The 14,053-nt window shown below is 62.4% G+C and carries 15 protein-coding genes; 8 read left to right on the top strand and 7 right to left on the bottom strand.

The window, feature by feature from the left end; all coding sequences use genetic code 11:
- Positions 1 to 5 precede the first annotated feature (5 nt).
- Both BR24_RS13115 and proV read right to left on the bottom strand, forming a co-directional pair.
- Positions 6 to 839, bottom strand: coding sequence for an ABC transporter permease (locus BR24_RS13115; protein WP_496541935.1), 834 nt, complete (start codon positions 837 to 839; stop codon positions 6 to 8).
- A gap of 26 nt (positions 840 to 865) precedes the next feature.
- The gene (gene proV / locus BR24_RS13110) at positions 866 to 2,068 is read right to left on the bottom strand and encodes a glycine betaine/L-proline ABC transporter ATP-binding protein ProV (protein WP_496541934.1); all 1,203 of its coding nucleotides are present in this window, start codon (positions 2,066 to 2,068) and stop codon (positions 866 to 868) included.
- Positions 2,069 to 2,801: 733 nt separating this feature from the next.
- On the opposite strand from proV, the gene BR24_RS13105 reads away from it, so the two are divergent.
- Positions 2,802 to 3,971 (top strand): methyltransferase, encoded by a 1,170-nt coding sequence (locus BR24_RS13105; RefSeq protein ID WP_496541933.1) that lies wholly within the window; start codon positions 2,802 to 2,804, stop codon positions 3,969 to 3,971.
- A 162-nt stretch (positions 3,972 to 4,133) separates the two neighbouring features.
- Positions 4,134 to 5,234 carry a redox-regulated ATPase YchF gene (gene ychF / locus BR24_RS13100; protein WP_496541932.1) on the top strand — a complete coding sequence of 367 codons (1,101 nt, stop codon included), beginning with the start codon at positions 4,134 to 4,136 and terminating at the stop codon, positions 5,232 to 5,234.
- 95 nt (positions 5,235 to 5,329) lie between these two features.
- Here the strand turns inward: ychF and BR24_RS13095 are convergent, their stop codons facing one another.
- The 5 genes from BR24_RS13095 to queA are packed head-to-tail and all read right to left on the bottom strand — an operon-like array spanning position 5,330 to position 9,070.
- Entirely contained in the window at positions 5,330 to 5,875 is a 546-nt protein-coding gene (locus BR24_RS13095; protein WP_496541931.1) for a 2-oxoacid:ferredoxin oxidoreductase subunit gamma family protein, read from the bottom strand.
- Entirely contained in the window at positions 5,875 to 6,642 is a 768-nt protein-coding gene (locus BR24_RS13090; RefSeq protein ID WP_496541930.1) for a thiamine pyrophosphate-dependent enzyme, read from the bottom strand. Before BR24_RS13090 ends, BR24_RS13095 begins: the two co-directional genes overlap by 1 nt.
- A gap of 2 nt (positions 6,643 to 6,644) precedes the next feature.
- Positions 6,645 to 7,709 (bottom strand): 3-methyl-2-oxobutanoate dehydrogenase subunit VorB, encoded by a 1,065-nt coding sequence (locus tag BR24_RS13085; protein ID WP_496541929.1) that lies wholly within the window; start codon positions 7,707 to 7,709, stop codon positions 6,645 to 6,647.
- Positions 7,710 to 7,946 carry a 4Fe-4S binding protein gene (locus BR24_RS13080; RefSeq protein WP_496541928.1) on the bottom strand — a complete coding sequence of 79 codons (237 nt, stop codon included), beginning with the start codon at positions 7,944 to 7,946 and terminating at the stop codon, positions 7,710 to 7,712.
- Positions 7,947 to 7,981: 35 nt separating this feature from the next.
- The gene (gene queA, locus BR24_RS13075; protein ID WP_496541927.1) at positions 7,982 to 9,070 is read right to left on the bottom strand and encodes a tRNA preQ1(34) S-adenosylmethionine ribosyltransferase-isomerase QueA; all 1,089 of its coding nucleotides are present in this window, start codon (positions 9,068 to 9,070) and stop codon (positions 7,982 to 7,984) included.
- A gap of 185 nt (positions 9,071 to 9,255) precedes the next feature.
- On the opposite strand from queA, the gene BR24_RS13070 reads away from it, so the two are divergent.
- From BR24_RS13070 to BR24_RS13045, 6 genes are all read left to right on the top strand, one after another.
- A complete protein-coding gene (locus tag BR24_RS13070) occupies positions 9,256 to 9,906 on the top strand; it encodes a hypothetical protein (RefSeq protein WP_496541926.1) in 651 nt (216 codons plus the stop codon).
- Positions 9,907 to 9,920: 14 nt separating this feature from the next.
- Positions 9,921 to 10,400: a hypothetical protein gene (locus tag BR24_RS13065; RefSeq protein ID WP_496541925.1), complete on the top strand. Its 480-nt coding sequence runs from the start codon at positions 9,921 to 9,923 to the stop codon at positions 10,398 to 10,400.
- Positions 10,400 to 11,611 (top strand): bifunctional phosphopantothenoylcysteine decarboxylase/phosphopantothenate--cysteine ligase CoaBC, encoded by a 1,212-nt coding sequence (gene coaBC / locus BR24_RS13060; RefSeq protein ID WP_496541924.1) that lies wholly within the window; start codon positions 10,400 to 10,402, stop codon positions 11,609 to 11,611. Before BR24_RS13065 ends, coaBC begins: the two co-directional genes overlap by 1 nt.
- Positions 11,587 to 12,183 carry a hypothetical protein gene (locus BR24_RS13055; protein WP_496541923.1) on the top strand — a complete coding sequence of 199 codons (597 nt, stop codon included), beginning with the start codon at positions 11,587 to 11,589 and terminating at the stop codon, positions 12,181 to 12,183. Before coaBC ends, BR24_RS13055 begins: the two co-directional genes overlap by 25 nt.
- Before the next feature lie 170 nt (positions 12,184 to 12,353).
- Positions 12,354 to 13,181, top strand: coding sequence for a nitroreductase family protein (locus BR24_RS13050; RefSeq protein WP_496541922.1), 828 nt, complete (start codon positions 12,354 to 12,356; stop codon positions 13,179 to 13,181).
- A gap of 133 nt (positions 13,182 to 13,314) precedes the next feature.
- Positions 13,315 to 14,052 carry a DUF429 domain-containing protein gene (locus BR24_RS13045; RefSeq protein ID WP_496541921.1) on the top strand — a complete coding sequence of 246 codons (738 nt, stop codon included), beginning with the start codon at positions 13,315 to 13,317 and terminating at the stop codon, positions 14,050 to 14,052.
- Position 14,053: the final 1 nt, after the last annotated feature.

The following is a 14,053-nucleotide window of genomic DNA, read 5'->3' as shown; positions in this document are numbered from 1 at the left end:
TCTGTTTAGGATTTCTTATTCGCCATCGACTGGGTAATCCGGTCGAGCACGATAGCCATGAGGACGATGCCCAGTCCGCCGACAACGGCGCGGCCGATGTCCAGCGTGTTCAGGCCGAGGATGACCGGAGAACCGAGACCGCCCGCGCCGATGAGCGCGGCGATGACGACCATGGAAAGGGCCATCATGATGGTCTGGTTCAGGCCGGCCAGAATGGTGGGCAGGGCAAGGGGCACCTGCACCTTGATGAGCACCTGCGTTCTGGTGGCCCCGAAGGCCTGCGCCGCTTCCACCAGCTCCGGGTGAACGCCGCGGATGCCGAGGCTGGTCAGCCGGATGATGGGCGGCAGGGCGAAAATGATGGTCGCGAGAACGCCCGCCACGTTACCCACGGAGAAGAGCATCACGATGGGCACGAGGTAGACGAACGCGGGGGTTGTCTGCATGGCGTCGAGCACGGGCCGTATCCCGGCCTCGAACTTGTCGCTGCGTCCGGCGGCGATGCCAAGCGGCACGCCCGCGATGGTGCAGAACAGCACCGAGGACAGGACCATGGCCAGCGTGGTCATGGATTCCCGCCACAGGCCGAGCAGGCCGATGAAGACCATGGTCACCGCCGAGAAGACGGCCAGCTTGTAGCCGGAGAAGCGCCACGCGGCCAGTACCACCAGCACGATGATGATCAGCGGATGCAGGGCGTTGAGGCCTGCGTCGAACCCGTTGAGGGTCTGTTCCACCGGCCATTTGATGGATTGAAAGATGTCGCGGTAGTTATTGACCAGCCAGTCCACGAACTGGCTGACCCAACTGTCCAGAGGGATGACTTGTTGTTCAAACATGCTTGCTTGTCCTTTGTTTGGGCAGCCTACTGGTCAATCTGCTCTTCGGTTCGGTGAAGCGTGCGCAGGAAGCGGTTTCTGGAAACCACCCCCTTGTAGTCGTTGTTGTCGTCGACAACGGGCACGGGCCAGCCTCTGGATGCCAGGAACGGCAACAGCTCCTGCATGGAGTCCTGCATGTTGACTGCGGTCACGTCCTGGAGGAAGGCCTGTTTGAGTCCCTTCCGGCCGGATTCCATGGCGTCGCGCACGGAGTCCGTGGAGACGAGTCCGAGATATTTGTGGCGCGCGTCGAGCACGATGCCGAAGTCGCGGTCGCTGCCGCTGAGCAGCTCGAGGGTGGTGCGCAGACTGCCTTCCTTGGTCAGCACGAGGGTGGGGATCGTGTCGCGAGCGATATCGCCCGCGGAAATGACGTTGGTGGGGTCCACGCCGCGGAAGAAGGCGCGGACGTAGTCGTTGGCCGGGTTCTGCAGGATGTCTTCCGGGGTGCCGACCTGGATGACGCTGCCGCCGTCCATGATGGCGATGCGGTCGCCGATGCGCAGGGCTTCGTCGAGGTCGTGCGAGATGAAGACGATGGTGCGTTTGTGTTCTTCCTGCAGCTTGAGCAGCTCGTCCTGCATTTCCGTGCGGATCAGGGGGTCGAGGGCGGAGAACGCCTCGTCCATCAGCAGGATGTCCGGGTCAACGGCGAGTCCGCGGGCGAGGCCCACGCGCTGCTGCATCCCGCCGCTGAGCTGGTTGGGATAGGATTCTTCCCATCCCGCGAGCCCGACCTGCGCCAGCGCTTCCTTGGCGCGTTCGCGGCGTTTGGCCTTGTCGATTCCGGCCAGCTCCATGCCGAAGGCGGCGTTGTCCAGTACGGTCTGGTGCGGCATGAGCGCGAATGACTGAAAGACCATGCTCATGTTGTGCAGGCGGAACTTGACCAGCTCGTCCTCGCTCATGGCGGTGACGTCCTGTCCGTCCACGATGACCTTGCCCGCGCTGGGCTCGATGAGGCGGTTGAGCATTCGGACGATGGTGGACTTCCCCGAACCGGAAAGCCCCATGACCACGAAGATCTCACCGGACATGACTTCGAAAGAGGCGTTGTTGACGCCGACGGTCATCCCGGTCTCCTCGAGGATCTCGCTTTTGGTGAACCCTTTCTCCAGCATCCGCAGGGCCTTTGGCGGATTGGAGCCGAAGATTTTGGAGAGGTTTTCCACACGAATCTTTTCCATTTTCACTCCCGATCGTTTGATGAGCCAAGCACGACGAGTCCTGTCTGCGGGGACGGCGTGCCGCTTGTCGGGCCGTGTTTGCCGCCGGCTATGAAGCCCTGCCGCCGGAAAAAACGGCCCCCCTCTTCCGACATGTCCGAAATGGTCCGTCGTCAGGGTATCCGTACTTGGAAAATGCAGTGCCGCGATTCAAAACGGTACTACATTGCAGAAAGATGCACTATTCGATTTTCAACAGCACTGAAGCCAGTGATGCAGTCATTTTGCAGAGAACACAATTGATGATACTTTAATTTACTAAAAGCTCAAAAAATGGTGCTATCCACATTGAAATGAGTAGTTGCTTGCGAGGCTTTGGATTCTAGAGGTATAGTGCAGTTGACGTTAATTGTCAAATGCATCACCTGTCGATCAAAGTTGCTCCCCGTAAGTTTGCAAAAACGACACAATGCGGGAATAGGTTTTTACTGCAGGTTAAAATGCAACAAACTGCCGTAATCGCTTGAAAAGGTGTTCACTCGTCAAGCATGTCAGAGGCGACATTTTTGGCCCCGTTTTCCGAAGCGCCCGGTAGGGAATTGGAGGCTCCGGGACTGGACAAACTTTTCCGATCACTTATTCTGATAGCAGGCAAAAAACGTAACGGGACATGATTTGTTGAACCTTTGAACTCAATTCAGAGTGAGCAAAGAAGGAGACGTTGACGAGATTTTGCGACAATTCATTGGCATCCATGGAATTTACCCTGCGCTGGGAGCAGGGTGACGCGACATTCGAGGATCGTTTTCTCGGACGCAGGGTCAATGCGTGGAGGGACGTGTTTCCTCCCGCACTGGCGGAAAAGCTGCAGGGGTGCTGTCCCGGCGAAACAGCGTCAGAGAAGTATTGCCCCGGTGAACTGATCGATCCGCACACCCCCGACAAGGTTCTCCATCTTCCTGTTTCCCGCTTCCGGGAGCGAAGTCTGGCAGGGAGGAGCATAACCCCGAAAGCCGGGCGATTCTATCCACTCGGCATGCTCTCCGGCCTGCCCGGAGTGTATTCCAGTACGATCACCCCGTTCCGAATTCTGGAGCTCGACGGCGAAACCATGACCGTTGATCTCAACCACCCCCTTGCCGGCAGACCGCTGGAGGTGGAGGCGGCCATAACGCGGCTTCAGGAGAAGCAGGGTGACACCGGCGGCAGTCTCATGCACTGGCCCGAGGAAATCTGCTACGGCGGACCCGGAATGCAGGCCCCGTTGCGTGGCCGTCCCACCGAATTCTTCGACGATGATTTCTTCTGCAGAAGCGATGACGACGATGCGGCCTTCTACGCACAGCCCCGCATGATCGGACACATCGACGAGCAGGCCTCGACAAATCTCAGGGGCATGTACCGGCGTTTTCTGAAAAACGGTATGCGCGTGCTCGACCTGATGAGCAGCATGCAGTCGCATCTGCCTGAGGATCTGGATATCGACGTTACCGGGCTCGGCCTGAACGCCGAGGAGATGGCGGCCAATCCGCTGCTGAACGAATACGAGATCCACGACCTGAACCGCGACTCGTCCATTCCGTTGAATGGACAGTACGACGCGGTGGTCTGTTCCCTGTCCATCGAATACCTCACCGACCCGGTGGCGGTGCTGACCTCGGTGCGGGAACTGCTCGGTCCGGACGGGGTGCTGCTGGTGGGCATGTCCAACCGCTGGTTCCCCACCAAGGCCGTGCGCGGCTGGGTGGACCTGAACGAATTCGAGCGGATCGGGCTGGTCCATGAAATGATGCGTCGGGCGGGATTCGACGGCGAGCACGGCGCCATCAGCATGAGAAACGACTGGAGACCGCAGGGTGACCGTCACTTTCTGGAAACCCGTGGTGTAAGTGATCCCGTATACATGGCGTGGATGAGGAAGTGACTATCGATAAGGGCGCCCCTGCCCGCGCAGCCGTCGGGCAGGGGGCACGTCCCGGCGGGGAAGGATGGCGACGCGGCCCTTGCAACCGGGGCCGATGCGTTGTAGAGAAACGCCGTCCCGAAAGGGGACCGCCCAATATCATCTATCAGGAGAACCCCGCACATGTCCTTGAGCATAGGCATCGTCGGCCTGCCCAACGTCGGCAAGTCCACGCTATTCAACGCACTGACCAAGGCCCAGAACGCCGAGAGCGCCAACTACGCGTTCTGCACCATCGAGCCCAACAAGGCCGTTGTGCCGGTGCCGGACAAGCGCATCAACACGCTCGCCGAGCTGGTGAAACCGCAGCGTGTCCAGCAGTCCACCGTGGACTTCGTGGACATCGCGGGCCTTGTCGAAGGCGCCAGCAAGGGCGAAGGGCTCGGCAACAAGTTCCTCGCGAACATCCGCGAGACGCAGGCCATCCTGCACGTTGCCCGCTGTTTCGAGGATGACGACGTCATGCATGTCGCCGGTGACGTGGACCCCATCCGCGACATCGAAATCATCGAGACCGAGCTGATCCTCGCCGACATTCAGGTGCTGGAAAATCGCCTTGAGCGCATGAAAAAACAGCTCAAGGGCGACAAGTCGCTGGCTCCGCTCATCACCGCGGCCGAAAAGCTCCTGGAGCATCTGGGCGAAACCAGACTCGCGGCCACCTATCCCGACCTCGAGGACAAGAGCATTCAGGCCCTGCTGGATGAACTGCGCCTCATCACGGCCAAGAACATGATCTACTGCGCCAACGTGGATGAGGACGGCCTTGCCGAGGACGGCGAGCACGTGCGCCGCGTCAACGAGCTGGCCGAGCAGCGCGGTGCGGAGTTCGTCAAGATTTCCGCAAAGATGGAAGAGGAACTCGTGGGCCTCGAAGACGAGGAGTACGAGGAGTTTCTGGAGTCCTACGGCGTCACCGAGGCCGGTCTGGACAAGATCATCCGCACCGGGTTCCACACCCTCGGCCTTGTCAGCTACTTCACCGCCGGGGAAAAGGAAGTCCGCGCCTGGACCATCCATGACGGCGACAAGGCGCCGCAGGCCGCGGGCGTCATCCACACCGACTTCGAACGCGGGTTCATCCGCGCCGAAGTCATCAGCTACGAGGATTACGTGCGCTGCGGCTCCGAGGCCAAGTGCCGGTCCGAAGGCGTGCTGCGCGTGGAGGGCAAGGAGTACGTGGTCAAGGACGGCGACGTGGTACACTTCCTGTTCAACGTCTAGCTTCGCTACGATCCCGGTCCTTTCCGGGTTTGCATATATAAAAAGCCCCCGTGGTTCTCCACGGGGGCTTTGTCGTTTCTGTATGCCGGGTGGTGCTATTTCACGTGATCCGCGCCGGCCTGAAGGGCTTCGGCGTTTTTGGGGATCAGGTGGGAGTAGTGCGCGGAGATGACGTTCTCCAGCGCGTCCTGCACCACGTTGATGGGCATGACCTGCGTGGCCTGAATGAAGGCGCCGAGGGCGACCATGTTGGCCATGCGGGTGTTGCCGAGCTTGTCGGCGATGTCGTTGGCCGGGACCGCGAGGCAGTTCAGGCGGTCGGTGTCGGCCAACTCCATGTCCACCAGCGAGGAGTTGACGACGCAGATGCCGTCGTCCTGCAGGCGGGGCTGGAACTTGTCGAGGGAGGGGCGGTTCATGATGATCAGGCTGGTGGGCCTGCGGATGATGGGGGAACCGATCTCCTCTTCGGCCAGAACAACGGTGCAGTTGGCGGTGCCGCCGCGCATTTCCGGGCCGTAGACCGGGATGTAGGTCACGTTCAGGCCGTCCTGCATGCCCGCGTAGGCCAGCAGGTTGCCGATGAGCATGACTCCCTGGCCGCCGAAGCCTGCGATGATGGTGTCGAGATAGCGGGACATTAGCAGGCACCTCCTTCGTCGGTGTCCTTGTACACGCCGAGCGGGAAGTATGGGATCATCTCGGTCTGGATGCGCTCATTGGACTTGATCGGGTCCATCTTCCAGTTGGTGGGGCAGGCGGAGAGCAGCTCCACGAAGCCGAAGCCCTTGCCCTGCGTCTGGCACTCGAACGCCTTGCGCATGTATTTCTTCGCGGTGCGGATGTTCTTCACATTGTCCAGCGAGCCGCGCGCGGCATAGGCGGTTCCGCCGAGCGAGGCGATGATCTCGGTCATGCGGATGGGCGCACCCTCGTGCTCCAGGCAGCGGCCTGACGGGCAGGTGGTGGTGCGCTGGCCGATGAGCGTGGTGGGAGCCATCTGGCCGCCGGTCATGCCGTAAACGGTGTTGTTCACGAAGACCACGCTGATCTTCTCGCCGCGGTTGGCGGCGTGCAGAATCTCGGCCATGCCGATGGATGCGAGGTCGCCGTCGCCCTGATAGGCGAAGACGAAGTTGTCCTTGCGGGCGGCCTTCACGCCGGTGGCAACGGCCGGTGCTCGGCCGTGCGGCGCTTCCACGGCGTCCACGTTCAGGTAGTTGTAGAGGAACACGGAGCAGCCGATGGAGGACACGAGAATGGAATTCTCGCGCAGACCGAGTTCGTCCAGCAGTTCGCCCACCATGCGGTGCGCCACGCCGTGGTGGCACCCCGGGCAGTAGTGGGTGGGCCTGTCTATGACCGATTCGGGGCGGTCGAAAACGAGTTTTTCGTTCATTTCGGACATGGTTATTTACCCTCCAGGCTCTTGAGGATGGGTTCCTCGAAATCGTCCGGGGTGGGCAGGTTGCCGGGGTAGATCGGGAAGAAGTCCGAATCGGCAACCGTGCGGATGGCCAGACGGACGTCGTCCACCATCTGGCCGAGGTTGTGCTCGACTGTCAGGAAGCGCTTGCCCTGCTTTGCCATTTCCAGCAGCGGCTCTTCCGGGAAGGGGTAGAGGGTCTTGGGCCGGAACAGGCCGACCTTCTTGCCTTCCTTGCGCATCTTGCGCACCGCGCTCTTGGCGATGCGGCCGATGGAGCCGTAGGCGCAGACCACGAGCTCGGCGTCTTCGGTGTCGAAGAGCTCGGCCTCGGCCTCTTCCTTCATGGCGTCGTACTTGTCCTGCAGCTTCATGTTCTGCCCGGCAAGCGCGCCCTCTTCGAGGAACAGGGACTTGATCAGGCGCTTTTCGCGGCCCTTGGCCCCGTCGAGGCGCCAGTCCTCGCCCGCTTCCTCGACAGCGTCCTCGGGCAGCCAGGGAATGATGGGTTCCTTCATCTGGCCGAGGATGGCGTCGCCGAGCACCATGACCGGGTTGCGGTACTTGAAGGCCAGCGCGAACGCCTCGATGGTCATGTCGTAGGCTTCCTGTCCGGTGGAGGGGGCCAGCACAAGCAGGCGGTAGTCGCCGTGTCCGCCGCCGCGGGTGGACTGGTAGTAGTCGCCCTGCGCCGGGCCGATGTCGCCGAGTCCCGGGCCGCCGCGGTTCATGTTCACGATGACGGCGGGGGTCTCGGAGCCCGCCATGTAGGAGATGGCCTCCTGCTTCAGGGACACGCCCGGGCTGGAGGAGCTGGTCATGGCGCGAACGCCGCATGCTCCGGCGCCCAGCAGCATGTTTGCCGCGGCCACTTCGGATTCCGCCTGCACGAACTCGCCGCCCGCCTTGGGCAGCTCGGAGCTCATGAACTCGGGGATCTCGTTCTGCGGGGTGATGGGGTAGCCGAAGAAGCACTTGCACTTGGCGGCCAGTGCTCCGCGGGATACGGCCTCGTTCCCCTTGATGAAAATTCTATCGGGTTTGCTCATTTACTCGTCCCCCTTCTTCTTTTTCGGGGTTCGGTAGACCCGGATGGCGAGATCCGGGCAGATGAGGGCGCAGGATGTGCAGCCCGTACACTTTTCCATTTCCGCATCAGGTACTTCGGCCACTTTGTAGCCGCTCTGGTTGAAGCGGTCGGATTGAACGATGATCTGGACAGGACAGACCGTGGAGCAGAGCATGCACCCCTTGCACCTGTCTTCCTGAACCGCGATTCGGGACATAGCGAACTCCTTGCGCTGCGTTGTGCGACATCAGCTCATCGGATGAGCATGGCATCACCGTATGAAAAGAAGCGAAATCCGTGCTTCAGTGCGTCCTTGTAGGCATCCATGACGGGTTCTCTTCCAGCTAGGGCAGACACCATAATAATGAGGCTTGATTCTGGCAAATGGAAATTGGTCAACAGGCAGTCCACCACGTTGAAATCATAGCCCGGCGTGATGAAGATGTCGGTCTCGCCCTTGAACGCCGTGATGTCTCCGGCCTCGCGGTACATCCCTTCCAGCGTCCGGGCGCTGGTGGTGCCCACGGCCAGCACCGGGCGGCCTTCGGCCTTGGCGCGGCGCACGGCCTCGGCGGTCTCGGCGGGCACTTCGATGTATTCGGAGTGCATGAGGTGGTTGCGGATGTCGCGCTCGCGCACGGGGCTGAAGGTGCCGTAGCCCACGTAGAGCGTCACCTCGGCCCACCGATGCCCGGCAGCTTCGATGCGCCGGCGCACGTCGGGGGTGAAGTGCAGGCCCGCCGTGGGAGCGGCGACCGAGCCGGCCTTGTCGCCGCGGCAGTAGACCGTCTGGTAGCGTTCCGCGTCGTTTTCGTCGCTGGGGCGCGTGATGTACGGCGGCAGCGGCAGGCAGCCGATGCGGCCAAGGACGGTTTCCAGGTCGCCGCGCCACTCGATCTCCACCACCCACTTGCCGAAGTCGCCGCGCTCCTTGGGGACGAGGCGCAGGTCGTCGGAGAAGGTGATGAGGTCGCGCGGCTTTGGGGATTTGGAGGCGCGCAGCAGTCCCTGCACCCGGGCCTTCTTCCAGCCGGACGCGCCTTCCGCGCTGATGATGCGCGGCAGCGGCGTGAGCAGAAGGAACTCCACCTTGCCGCCAGTGGGCTTGGTGCCGAAGACGCGGGCCGGGATCACGCGCGAGTTGTTGGCCACCAGCAGCGCCCCTTCGGGCAGGAAGTCCGGCAGGTCCGTGAAGTCGGCCACGGTGCGGCGGCCGGTGTCCTTGTCCAGCACCATCAGCTTCGACGCGTCCCTGCGCTGGGCGGGCTGCTGCGCGATGCGGTCCTCGGGCAGGTCGAAGCGATAGTTCTTCAGATCGTATTGTGCGGGTATTTTGCTCATGGTGTTTTTCCCAATGGGGGAGCAGATACTATTTCCCTTTGCAATCCCTTGCAAGCACAGGTATTTTCCCATGATTCCAATCCGTTGCGGAAATCGGAGTCGGGTGTGTTCCAATCCCTTGAAATTACGCGCAATCGTGGTATTTGAAACAGATGAATCTGTTATCGGTATCGGAGATATCCCGGATGACTCGGATCCCCGCTCCAACCGCGCGGCGTTACGCCACGCTGTTCAAGGATTTTCTCTGCGGGACAAAGGTCGGCCGTGTCACCAAGTATCCCGAGGAGTCGGTGCAGGTCTTCAACCGGATTTCCCAGTTGTACTCGGAAGGCCGCGTCACCCATGAGATCGAGGAGATTCTCAGGGGGGAGCTGCCCCGGACCGTGGAGGTGGAAGGGTCTCAGCCCGCACCCTGCGTTCCGTCGCCTTCGGCCCAGTCGGGCGAGCTGGCGCAGTCCTTTTCGGACATCATGGAGCGCGTGGCGGACTGCATGGAGACCATGGCGGACCAGCGGCGGCTCATCGAGCGCCAGCAGGAAGACGTGCAGAAGCTCAAGACCGCCTTCGTGATGCTGGCCCGCAGCCAGAAGCGGCTCAAGGAGCTGCCGCAGGCCGAGCCGCTGCCGCAGGACGTCCTCGAGAGCTGGCAGCGTCTGGAGGAGAAGGACCGGGAGCTGGAGGAGACGGCCATGAGCCTCTCGCTGGACACCTCCGACATCAAGGCCAAGCTCCAGACCCTCGAATCCGAGCTGGTGCGGTTGCGACGGGACCGCCGGGACATGGAAAAGCATCTTCAGGAAAAGATCGAACGTCTTAAATCCGACCTCAACTCCTAATGACGGGGAGCGTCATGCGCCATCTCATCAAGTTTTGCATCATCGTCGCCGCACTGGGGCTCTTCGCGGGCTGCGCCCCCAAGTCCACGGGCAGCGGCGGCGCGCCGGGGGAGTCCGGCTCGCAGACCGAGTACACGGACACCAACTACTACTATGATTTTCAGGACATCCTGATCCCGCGCGAGCTGGACTATGTGGACGAGGAGTCCTACACCCTCGACAACCGCAAGTTCCGCGCCGGTATCATGAAGTTCAAGGGCCGCGTGGTGGTTCAGGACCTCATCCGCTTCTTCCTGAACAACATGGCCAAGGACAACTGGGAGAAGATCGCCTCGGTCAAGGGCAAAATCTCCGTGCTGTCCTTCGAGAAGTTCAACAAGAGCTGCATCATTCAGATCGAGGACACCTTCGGCAGCGCCAAGGTGACCATCCTCGCGGTGGAGGCCAAGGAAGCCGACTCCTCGGCGCCCTCCATTTCCGATTTAGAGGACTAATGCGCGAACACTACCGTTTCGGCGGGTTCATGGGCCGCCGCGTGCATCTCGGGGTTTCGGGGAGCATTGCGGCCTTCAGGTCGCTGGAGCTGCTGCGCTCGCTTCAGGAGTCCGACTGCTCGGTCTCGGCGACCGTGACGGATGCTGCCGCCAGATTCGTGACCCCGCTCTCCTTCGAGGCGTTGGGCGCGTCCCCGGTCTATCAGGGCATGTTCGACGCCGGTCCGGACACCTCCTTTGCGCACCTCGAGCCCGGTCAGGTGGCCGACGCGCTGGCGCTGGTCCCGGCCTCGGCGGACATCATCGGCAAGGTTGCGGGCGGCATCGCCGATACCATGCTCTCCTGTCAGGCCATGGCCTTTCGCGGCCCCAAGCTGGCGGTCCCGGCCATGAATCCGGCCATGTGGGCCTCTCCGGCGGTGCAGCGCAACTGGGCGCGGCTGGCCGAGGACGGCTGGGAATGCATGGAGCCGGTCTCCGGCAACGTGGCCTGCGGCGACACCGGCAAGGGCAAGATGCCCGACGTGGAGACCATCCACCTGCACATCCTGCGCATGCTCACGGAAAAGGATCTGGCCGGCACCCGCGTGCTGGTGACCCTCGGCCCCACCCGCGAGCAGTGGGACGCCGTGCGCTTCTGGTCCAACCCGTCCAGCGGCACCATGGGCGCGTGCATGGCCGTGGCCGCGTGGCTCCGCGGCGCTGACGTTCATGTGGTGCGCGGGCCGGTGGACATGGAATTTCCCGAGTCGATCGCGGTGCACCCCGTCAGCTCGGCGCTCGAAATGCATCAGGCCTGCATGGACCTGTGGCCCGATACGGACGTGGGCGTGGCCACCGCCGCGGTGGCGGACTTCCGGCCCGTGCCGCACGGGACCGAAAAGTTCAAGAAGTCCGGCTCCGGCGAACTGACGGTGCGCTTCGAGTCCAACCCCGACATCCTGCGCTCCATGGGCGAGGACAAGGGCGAGCGGCGGCTCATCGGTTTCGCGGCCGAAACCGGCGATCCGCGCCCCGAGGCCCTTCGCAAGCTGGAGAGCAAGCACCTCGACCTCATCGCGGCCAACCGCATCGACAGCGCAGGCAGCGGCTTCGGCACCCGTACCAATGAAATGTTCGTGGCCTGTGCCGATGGTCGACGCGAGACATGGCCCCTGTTGCCGAAAACCGAAGTGGCGTGGCGTTTATGGGATCTGCTGCCGACAGGCTGAACATACCGGAGCATCTGAGGCCGTGGCATTCCGCCGGGTTGGAGTACCTGCTTCCTTCCGGAAAAGCGGATGCCCCTGCCGCGGATTCGTGCGGCGCGCAGCAGCGTGGGGCCGGTGAAGCCCCGGCGCGCGTAGAGCTTTCCAAAGCGTGGGAGGCCGTGCTCGCCAAGTCGCCGGCCTCGCCCAAGGTTGTCTGGACCTATTTTCAGCTCGGCTTCGACCTGAGCGGACAGGCCGATCCGGCCCGCGGACAGTTGCTGCGCCAGATCATCGCGCACCTGCGCTGGCCCAAAGGGTCTTCCGGATTTCTGCCCGTGGGGCTACCCGACGGGGGGGACATCGTTCCCGACCCGGCCGCCTTCTGGAGCGGCATCGAACGCCTCGGCGCCAGCGACATCGTCTGTCTCGGGCAGCAGGCCGCGGAAGTCCTTTGTACGGACTACGCGGGACAGCAGACCGTGAACCTCTCCCCCTACACGCTGCACGTGCTCCCGTCCCTCGACGAGCTCGGCCCCATGCTGCCGCACGAACGCCTACAGCATCTGGACCGGCTCGCGGCCATTCGTTTTTGATCCGACCCGCCTCCCTTTTTCCCCTGTTGCCCCCGCAGTCGACGCGGAAGTGAGAACCTGCCATTGGCGCTTGGTTTCTCCGAGGGAACTACCCAACAAAATCGTGCCTACTTGCGCGGGGAATACCATCTGGTAGGAAAGGGAAAACCTACGCAAGCAAAGGAGCGCAAATGGATATCAGAATAGACGCGCAGAAGTGTACCCGTTGCGGGGAGTGCGTGCAGGAGTGCCCCATGTACTTCATCCGGATGCCGGAGGAAGGTCTTCCGTACATGCCGCAGGAGATGCAGGAGCAATGCTTCGCCTGTCAGCACTGCATGACGGTCTGCAAGTTCGGCGCGCTGTCGCTCACAGGGTTCGATCCGGATGACGCGGAGACGCTCGACGGCTATGAGCCGGACCCGGACAACGTGGAGATGCTCATCAAGTCTCGTCGCAGCATTCGCCGCTACAAGCAGGAACCCGTGGAGCCGGAGACCCTTTCGCGTCTCATGGAGGTCCTGTCCTATGCGCCCACGGGCAAGAACCACCAGAGCGTGCTCTACACGCTGGTGGACGATCCGAAGGTGATGGGCGCCATCGCGGAGCGGACCTACGAGGCCATCCGTGGACACCGCGATGCGGAGACCATCCCGGAAGGGCTGGAGTTTTTCTCCATGGCCGTGGACTGCTGGGACGACGGCAAGGACATCATTTTCCGCGAAGCGCCGCACATGCTCATCGCCTCGGCCCCCAAGAACGCCCCGGCGGGCAACGCCGACACCCACATCGGCCTGACCACCTTCGAGGTCATGGCCAACGCCCTCGGGCTGGGTACGTTGTGGTGCGGGTTCGCCAAGTGGGCATTTCTGCATTTCGCGCCGGACGTTTACAGATCCTTCGGAATCCCGGAGGATCACGAGCTCGGGTATGTCCTGATGTTCGGCAAGCCCGCCGTGCGCTACCCACGTCTGGTGCAGCGCGACGGCGCGGTGAACGTGAACCGCGTCACCGGCTAGCAGACCGTTTCCATTCCCTGCTTCGCCCCGTCCGCTTCGTCGCGGTCGGGGCGTTTTTGCTTTGCGGGATGCACGGATGTGCAAAATTCGCGTTTTTCTTGCGCCGTGCGTATGGGTGGTTATGATGATCGGCATGAAATACGCGGGTATCGACGGATGCAGGGCCGGGTGGGTCGCGGTCACAATCGATGACGAGGGCAACCCGGACAGCAACGTCCACAACACCATGGAAGGCTGCTGGGAGGCACTGCGCGATGCACAGTGCGTGTTGGTGGACATGCCTGTTGGACTTCCTTGGAGAGAGCACCCATTCCGCGAGGCGGACAGGGTCGCCCGCTCCATGCTCGGCAAGCGGCGCTCCAGCATCTTCAACAGCCCGGTCCGGGACGCGGTCTATGCGCAGTCCTACGAGGAGGCCGCCGCGATCACCCGTGATCAGACCGGCAAGGGGCTCTCCAAGCAGGCGTGGATGATCGCACCGCGCATCCGGGAGCTGGACGGACTGCTGCGGCGGGACGAGGCCGCCCGCGCCATCATCCGGGAGTCGCACCCGGAGGTGGCCTTCCGCTTTGCGTCCGGGGCGCCGGCAACATGGTACAAGAAGCATCCGCTGGGTTTTCTGGAGCGGCTGACGCTCATGAAGGACCTGATGCCGGAGGCCGAGGAGTTCCTCAAGGGCGCCTGTTCCCGCTATACCGCAAAGACCCTCGCCTGCGACGACGTGGTGGATGCGCTCATGCTGGCGCTCACGGCCAGGGCTTCCGGTGGTGACCTTCTTTCGCTGCCGGAGAATCCACCTGAGGATCAGGTGGGGCTGCCAATGGCGATCTGGTATCACGACTTTGAAACGCCGCCTGAAGACGCGGCATGAA

It is taken from the genome of Pseudodesulfovibrio halophilus DSM 5663 (assembly GCF_059568665.1).
The sequence above is the reverse complement of the archived record's forward strand: the minus strand, read 5'-3'. Positions and strand labels throughout refer to the sequence as shown.

Excerpts from the sequence above, each read along its gene's own strand:
- BR24_RS13115 (WP_496541935.1), bottom strand. The coding sequence starts at position 839 with ATGTTTGAACAACAAGTCATCCCTCTGGACAGTTGGGTCAGCCAGTTC.
- coaBC (WP_496541924.1), top strand. The coding sequence starts at position 10,400 with ATGCGCGAACACTACCGTTTCGGCGGGTTCATGGGCCGCCGCGTGCAT.
- BR24_RS13095 (WP_496541931.1), bottom strand. The coding sequence starts at position 5,875 with ATGTCCCGCTATCTCGACACCATCATCGCAGGCTTCGGCGGCCAGGGA.
- BR24_RS13090 (WP_496541930.1), bottom strand. The coding sequence starts at position 6,642 with ATGTCCGAAATGAACGAAAAACTCGTTTTCGACCGCCCCGAATCGGTC.
- BR24_RS13065 (WP_496541925.1), top strand. The coding sequence starts at position 9,921 with ATGCGCCATCTCATCAAGTTTTGCATCATCGTCGCCGCACTGGGGCTC.
- queA (WP_496541927.1), bottom strand. The coding sequence starts at position 9,070 with ATGAGCAAAATACCCGCACAATACGATCTGAAGAACTATCGCTTCGAC.
- BR24_RS13085 (WP_496541929.1), bottom strand. The coding sequence starts at position 7,709 with ATGAGCAAACCCGATAGAATTTTCATCAAGGGGAACGAGGCCGTATCC.
- BR24_RS13070 (WP_496541926.1), top strand. The coding sequence starts at position 9,256 with ATGACTCGGATCCCCGCTCCAACCGCGCGGCGTTACGCCACGCTGTTC.
- BR24_RS13080 (WP_496541928.1), bottom strand. The coding sequence starts at position 7,946 with ATGTCCCGAATCGCGGTTCAGGAAGACAGGTGCAAGGGGTGCATGCTC.
- BR24_RS13055 (WP_496541923.1), top strand. The coding sequence starts at position 11,587 with ATGGGATCTGCTGCCGACAGGCTGAACATACCGGAGCATCTGAGGCCG.
- proV (WP_496541934.1), bottom strand. The coding sequence starts at position 2,068 with ATGGAAAAGATTCGTGTGGAAAACCTCTCCAAAATCTTCGGCTCCAAT.
- BR24_RS13105 (WP_496541933.1), top strand. The coding sequence starts at position 2,802 with ATGGAATTTACCCTGCGCTGGGAGCAGGGTGACGCGACATTCGAGGAT.
- BR24_RS13050 (WP_496541922.1), top strand. The coding sequence starts at position 12,354 with ATGGATATCAGAATAGACGCGCAGAAGTGTACCCGTTGCGGGGAGTGC.
- ychF (WP_496541932.1), top strand. The coding sequence starts at position 4,134 with ATGTCCTTGAGCATAGGCATCGTCGGCCTGCCCAACGTCGGCAAGTCC.
- BR24_RS13045 (WP_496541921.1), top strand. The coding sequence starts at position 13,315 with ATGAAATACGCGGGTATCGACGGATGCAGGGCCGGGTGGGTCGCGGTC.